We start from the raw sequence: 6,558 nt of genomic DNA on the forward strand, positions 1-6,558 counted from the left end.
CCCGGGACCGGTCACTTCCAGGCGCGGTCGAGGAAGTCGGCGATCAGGGGGGCGATCTCCGGCAGGTGGGTCTCCAGGGCGAAGTGGCCGGTGTCGAAGAGGTGCAGCTCGGCGTCGGGCAGGTCGCGGAGGTAGGCCCGGGCACCGGGTGCGGGGAAGAAGGGGTCGTTGCTTCCCCAGGTGATGAGGGTGGGCGGGGTGTGCCGGCGCAGCCATGCCTGCCAGGCGTCGTAGCGCTCCAGGTTGGAGCGGTAGTCGAAGATCAGCTGTTCCTGCGCCTGCTTGCGGCCGGGCTGGTCGAGGAAGTGCTGGTCGAGGGTGTAGCCGTCGGGGGATATCAGGTCGGGGCCGGCGACGCCGGTCTCGTACTGGCTGCGGGTGCCGTCGATGGTGAGCATGCCCTGGATGGCGTCGCTCGCTCCGGGGGTCTCGGGGGTCAGGCCGATGAGGCCGCGGGCGGCGTCGGAGAGGCCTTCGTCGTAGGCGTTGCCGTTCTGCACGATCAGGCCGGCGATCCATTCGGGGTGGCGTTCGGCGATGCGCAGGCCGACGGGTGCGCCGAAGTCGAAGACGTACATCACGAACCGGTCCAGGCCGAGGCCCTGGACGAAGCCCTCGGTGATGTCGGCGAGGCGGTCGAAGGAGTAGGTGAAGTCGTCCGGGGCCCGGGTGTGGCCGAAGCCGGGGTAGTCGGGGGCGATCAACCGGTAGTGCGAGCCGAGGACGCCGATGAGGTCGCGGAACTGGTGGGAGCCGGACGGGAAGCCGTGCAGGAGCAGGAGCACAGGGGCGTCGGTGCGGTCGGGGAGGGATTCCCGGTAGAAGACGCGGACGCCGTCCACCTCCAGGTGACGGTGAACGGTACGGGTGACCGGGGCGAGCATGCTAATTCCTGACCTGATGGAACTGCTGTCCCCGGACGTCACCCTGTGGAACGACGGCGGCGGCAAGGTCCGCCAGGCCCTGCGCCCGGTCGTGGGCTCGGGCACGGTGGCCGCCTGGTTCGCGGCCATCGGTACCGTCACCTACCAGGGCGTCGAGCCCGCCGACATGAAGGCCGAACTCGTCGAGATCAACGGCGGACCGGGCCTGGTGTTCAGCGGGCCGGGACGCGTGATCGCCCCCGTCACCTTCGACTTCGCCGCCGACGGCCGTATCACCGCCGTCCACAACGGGGCCAACCCGGAGAAACTCCGGGCCATCGCCAACGGCATCACGTACGACGTCGGGACGCGATGAGCGACTTCGCCGCCATGATCAACGTATAACGCACCGGGGGGCTTGCGGCAAGGCCCGGGGGGTGCCGCAGAATCGTCAGCCGTGGCCGGAAACCGGGCTGGAACGCGGGGAATTGGGAGATGCGCGGCCACCCGAAAACGTCACCCGAAGTTACGTCACCCGACAGACAAGGACGCGAATGCGCAAGCTCACCTACTTCGTCGCCGGCACCATCGACGGTTTCATCGCGGCCCCCGACGGCGGCTACGACTTCTTCTCCCCGTACGTCATGGGGGATTATCTCGCGGCCGACTTCCCGGAGACCTTGCCCACTCCGGCGCGCGCGGCCCTCGGTGTCGCGGACGCTCCGAACGTACGCTTCGACACCGTCCTCATGGGCCGCGGCACCTACGACCCGGGCCTGGCCACAGGTCTCACCAGCCCTTACGCCCACCTGCGGCAGATCGTCTTCTCCCGCTCGCTGGGCGCTGGCCCCGATCCGTCCGTCGAGGTCGTCACCGAGGACCCGGTCGCGGTGGTACGCCGGCTCAAGAAGGAGGAGGGGCTGGGCATCTGGCTCTGCGGCGGCGGCGACCTGGCCGGGCAACTTCTCCCCGAGATCGACGAGTTGATCGTCAAGCAGTACCCGGTCGTGGCCGGATCCGGAATTCCCCTCTTCCGCGCCGAGTTCTCGCCGCGCGCCTTCGAACTCACCGGCAGCCGCGTGTTCGACAACGGGAAGCTCGTCCTCACCTACACGAAGGCATCCGTCTAAGGGCTGTCCCGTCGCCCTTCGGGCGGCAGTCGCGGAGGATCTTCCAGCTCTTCATGCGGGCTAAGGTGAGCAGCGGCACCTGGCGTTCCTCGTCCGCGTCGACGGGAGCAGGAGTGGAATCCCGGCGGGACGCCCGGGAATCTGCCGGGAAAATCGCATGACGCGCGGCGCCCGGCCGTCAATAATCCACGCGTGGCCACCATGAACGTCGACGCGACTGAACGCGGCCCGTCCCCCCGGTCCGCCCTGACCGCGCCGGCCGGACGTGGCTTCGGAGCGATCCCGCCCACGGCCCTGGTGCTGCTGGGCATTGTCAGCGTCCAGGTGGGCTCGGCGTTGGCCAAGCAACTGTTCGGCGCGGTGGGCAGCTTCGGGACCGTCGCGTTGCGGCTGTTCTTCGCGGCGGCGGTGCTGGTGGTGTTGTGGCGGCCGTCGCTGCGTATGCCTCGTCGCGCGTGGGCGGTCGTACTCGGCTACGGCGTGACGCTCGGCCTCATGAACCTGTGCTTCTACCTGGCGCTGGCCCGCATCCCGCTGGGGATCGCGGTGACCACCGAGTTCCTCGGACCGCTGGTGGTGGCCCTGGCCGGGTCGAGGCGATGGCTGGACGCGTTCTGGGCCGTACTCGCGGCAGGCGGTGTGGTCCTGCTGATGGAGGGACGCGGCGACCTCGACCTCGTCGGTTTTCTGTTCGCGCTCGCCGCGGGAACCTGCTGGGGCCTGTACATCCTGGTCGGCGCGGCACTGGGCCGCCACACCACGGAGGGCAACGGTCTGGCTCTCGGCATGGCCGTCGCGGCGCTGCTGGCCGTGCCGTTCGGCGTGGCCGACAGCGGTACGGCGCTGATGCAGCCGTGGGTCCTGGTGGCGGGGCTCGGCGTGGCACTGTTGTCGTCGGTGATCCCGTACTCGCTGGATCTGGAAGCACTGCGCAGGGTCCCGCCGCGCGTGTTCGGCATCCTGATGAGCCTCGAACCAGCGATGGCGGCCCTCATCGGCCTCGTCGTGCTCCACGAGTCGCTGCACTGGTCGCAGTGGATCGCGGTGCTGTGCGTGGTGGCCGCGTCGGCGGGCGCCACCCGCGGCACCCACGCGGACGCCTAGCCGCCTGGACCCCGGCTGGGGCGAGCGGTGGAAAAGGCGGTGCCAGAGATCACGCGAGCGGCAGACCGGCCCCATGACCGCATCGGATCTCAAGGCCGACCTTCGCTTTTATCTTCAGTCCGCCCGTGATGCCCTGCTGTGGAAGCTCGAAGGGCTCTCGGAGTACGACATCCGCCGCCCGCTGACGCCGACCGGCACCAACCTCCTCGGCCTGGTGAAACACGCGGCCGGCGTGGAGTTGGGCTACCTCGGCGACACCTTCGGACGGCCGTCCGACGAGCCGCTGCCCTGGCTGGCGGAAGGTGCTGAGCCCAACGCGGACGTGTGGGCCACCGCCGACGAGTCACGGGAGTACGTCGTGGAGTTGTACCGCCGGGCGTGGCGGCACGCTGACGCGACGATCGACGCGCTGGCGCCGGAGACGATCGGCAGGGTGCCGTGGTGGCCCGACGGCAGGGACGAGGTGACGTTGCAGCATGCCGTAGTGCGGGGGATCGCTGACGCGCACCGGCACGCCGGGCACGCCGATACCGTCCGGGAGCTCATGGACGGTGCCGTCGGGATGAACAAGGGCAACGACAGCATGGCGCCCGGCGACTCGGCGTGGTGGGAGGACTATCGAAGCCGGCTGGAGCGCGCAGCTCGGGAAGCCGACCGAGGGGCGTGACACACCTGCGTGCCCCGCTTCGGGACGTAGCAGGCGGTGACCTGGGGAGCGTGGTGAGCATCGGCGTGGAGTGCCAGCCGCGAGATCTTCAGTCCCTCGGGGCACGTGTCCGTCGTACGGCCGACACGTTCGTACACCCATTCGGCGGCGTCGCCCCGGTGCGATCCGGTGTCGCTCGGCGGGTGCGGTCCGGCCCGGGGTGAGGCGGTTCCCGTGCCGTCGCGGGCGGCTCGCGGCTCCCGTCTGCGGGACCTCGTCCGGGTGCGGGGTCATCCCGGCGCCCATACGGTCGGATGCACGGACCAGCAGGCCCCAGAGGCCGCCGGGTGGTCGACGGAGGCCCGTTCGATGTGGGAGGGCACCGCGAGGCTGCCGGGCCAGTCAGGGAGACAGGCATGAGTCGAGCCAAGCGCAGGCCCCGCACCACCGCCGGAGAGCAGGCGGCGGTGAAAGAGGACGGCGAAGCCCGCGGCTCCTCGGAGAACGCGTCCGCCGCACCTCCCCGCCCCGCGGAGGGGTCCGTTCCGGTGGAGCGGTCCGGCGTTGCCGATCGCGTCGGGTCCACGTCGGTGTCCCCCGCTGCGGCCGGGTCTGCCCCAGGGCCCGTCCCTCCGTCCGGGACGGCCACGGGAGGTGGTGCCGAGAGCCGGCCGGCCGGGTCCGGACGGGCCGCCGCGCCCGGAGCCCGGACGATCCGGATGCGCATATCCGAGGGGGACCCCTGGTCGGTGATGGTGACGAGCTTCCTGCTCCTGGCGGGGGTCGGCGTCCTCGCGATCGTCACCACGGTCGTCCTCTGGATCATGATGGAGGCGATGGCCCCGGACATCCTGCCGGAGCTGAGCACCGTCGTGGCCATCGCGATCGGCGTCGTCACCGTGGAGGTCGTCCTGGGGACGGGACTGGCGACGCTGGGCACCTTCCTCTACAACCTGTCGGCGCTCTACAGCGGGGGCGTCGAGGTGTCCGTGACCGACGAGGTGGAGCTGCCCCCGGCGGCCGGGCAGGTGCTGCCGGCCATGGCCCGAGCCCGGGTCCGTGTGCGCCGCTGTCTGCGTGGGCGCACCCTCCGGCCACGGTGGTGGTCGCGGTGACGGAAGCCCCCTCGGTCTCACCCGCCCCCTGATCGCTCCCGCCCGCCTCGGCAACGGACCGACCGGACAAGCCGTATGCGCGGGCGGCGGTGTCCACGGATCAGTGGTTCACCGGATCGGGTGGTTCGAGCGTCTGGACACCGCTGGACAGCGGTGGCTCGTTCCGAGTCGCCCCTTCGGGCCGGCCGCCGTCCAGGCTGGTCGGGGGCCAGGAACCCCGTACTGAGCGCCTGTCGTTGTCGGCAGGATGAGCGCATGGGGCACATGGGTCGTGGGGATACGGGTCCGGGGCGGATGCGACCGATCGTGGTGCGGCCTCCGACGGATCCGGTGGAGGCGGTCAGGGAGGCCGACGCGCTCGACGCCACGCTGGACATCGCGACGATGCTGGTGCGGGGCCCCCTGTTCGGGGTGGTCGCGCAGGACTCCGGGGAGGCACCACGGTGGCGGGTCGTCGTGGCGGTGGCGGCCGGCTGTCCGCAGGAGGCCCGGGACAGCCTCGACTCCCTGCTGTGGTTCCGGGCGAAGGACGAGGCCGGGAGCGCCAACGAGCGCCGTGCCCTGCTGGCGGCGGTGGCCCGGCTGGAGAACGAACACGTCGATGAACTCACCGTGTTCGGGACCCGCTACCGGATCGTGCGGGCGGAGGAGTACGCCGGTACGGGGCGGGACGGCATCGAGCGGCCCCGTCCGACCGATCCCGAGCCGGCCGTCCCGAACTGGGACCTTGGCGTTCCGCAGGTGCGGATCGACGACGGGCTGGTACTGGACCCGGACGCGCCGGTCACGCCCGCCCAGGCGGCGGAGCGGCTGCTGCTGCGCGGCCTGGCTTACACCGGGTCCCGGTTCCCCGAGGACGTGCTCGGTGACTCCCGACGGGCACGGGAGACACATCCCGATGTGATGCTGATGCCCACGACGTACAGGGTCGTGGAGCGGGACGGCGCCGGGTGGACGGCGAGCAGTGGCCTGCACGCCGACGCGCACGAGGCCCGCAGGGCGCTGGACTCCACCGTGACCTGGTTCGAGCCGCGCCGGCGGGGCCTGATTCCCTGGGATGCCGATGCCCTGAAGGTCGACGCCCGTACGGTGGTGGCCGAGGGCACCGATCCGGCGGCCGGCGAACTCGCCGAGTACGTCCGTGCCGCCGACCGGCTCCGGGCCGAACGCGCCGATCAGATCGAGGTCCAGGGCTCTGTCCGCCGTATCTGCCGGGCCCGCCGACTGCTGCGGTGGGGGCCTGACGGGCCCGAGGGAGCACGCCCGTCCGACTCCGGCATCCACCCTCCCAGCCGGACTCACCCGTTCCTGGACGAGGACGGCAAGGTGCACCACGACCACGACCACGAGCGCGCCGAGCAGTGGGAGTAGTCGGCGCCGATCGTATGCCGCACCACTGACAACGCCGTCGAGCAGTCCGAGCCGCACACCGTGCGCTGTAGGGCACGCACCTGTGCACGGAGAAGTCATTCGGGACGAATCGGCGTCATAGCGTCGAGTCACCAGGCCCTTCGAGTCCGAGGAAGTCCCCCGTGACGTCAGTGGAACACTCCGCAGTACCCACCCAGTTCGGGATCTTCTCGGTCGGCGATGTCACGCCGGACCCCACCACGGGGCGGACCCCGACCGAGCGCGAGCGGATCAAGGCCATGGTCGCCATCGCGCTGAAGGCCGAGGAGGTCGGCCTGGACGTCTTCGCG

At 70.9% G+C, this 6,558-nt stretch carries 6 protein-coding genes and 2 pseudogenes; 7 read left to right on the top strand and 1 reads right to left on the bottom strand.

From position 1 onward, the window contains the following. Positions 1 to 11: 11 nt before the first annotated feature. On the bottom strand, positions 12 to 884 hold the full coding sequence (locus ACZ4WH_RS37030) for an alpha/beta fold hydrolase (RefSeq protein ID WP_468189227.1): 873 nt from the start codon (positions 882 to 884) through the stop codon (positions 12 to 14). A gap of 13 nt (positions 885 to 897) precedes the next feature. Between ACZ4WH_RS37030 and ACZ4WH_RS37035 the strand changes: the two are divergent. The 7 genes and pseudogenes from ACZ4WH_RS37035 to ACZ4WH_RS37065 form a co-directional block, all read left to right on the top strand. After that, positions 898 to 1,239: pseudogene (locus ACZ4WH_RS37035) on the top strand (RNA polymerase subunit sigma-24); the annotation flags it as partial. 178 nt (positions 1,240 to 1,417) lie between these two features. Beyond that, complete coding sequence (locus ACZ4WH_RS37040) at positions 1,418 to 1,993, top strand: dihydrofolate reductase family protein (protein WP_468189229.1); 576 nt, start codon at positions 1,418 to 1,420, stop codon at positions 1,991 to 1,993. Between the two features lie 201 nt (positions 1,994 to 2,194). Further along, on the top strand, positions 2,195 to 3,097 hold the full coding sequence (locus ACZ4WH_RS37045) for an EamA family transporter (protein ID WP_468189240.1): 903 nt from the start codon (positions 2,195 to 2,197) through the stop codon (positions 3,095 to 3,097). Positions 3,098 to 3,170: 73 nt separating this feature from the next. Continuing rightward, a complete protein-coding gene (locus ACZ4WH_RS37050; RefSeq protein ID WP_468189232.1) occupies positions 3,171 to 3,764 on the top strand; it encodes a DinB family protein in 594 nt (197 codons plus the stop codon). A gap of 698 nt (positions 3,765 to 4,462) precedes the next feature. Then, a complete protein-coding gene (locus tag ACZ4WH_RS37055) occupies positions 4,463 to 4,858 on the top strand; it encodes a DUF3566 domain-containing protein (RefSeq protein WP_468189234.1) in 396 nt (131 codons plus the stop codon). 294 nt (positions 4,859 to 5,152) lie between these two features. Next, positions 5,153 to 6,229 carry a DUF5954 family protein gene (locus ACZ4WH_RS37060; RefSeq protein WP_468189236.1) on the top strand — a complete coding sequence of 359 codons (1,077 nt, stop codon included), beginning with the start codon at positions 5,153 to 5,155 and terminating at the stop codon, positions 6,227 to 6,229. A 170-nt stretch (positions 6,230 to 6,399) separates the two neighbouring features. Then, positions 6,400 to 6,558, top strand: a pseudogene (locus tag ACZ4WH_RS37065) (5,10-methylene tetrahydromethanopterin reductase); the annotation flags it as partial.

The organism is Streptomyces sp. NPDC029138, from assembly GCF_055564375.1.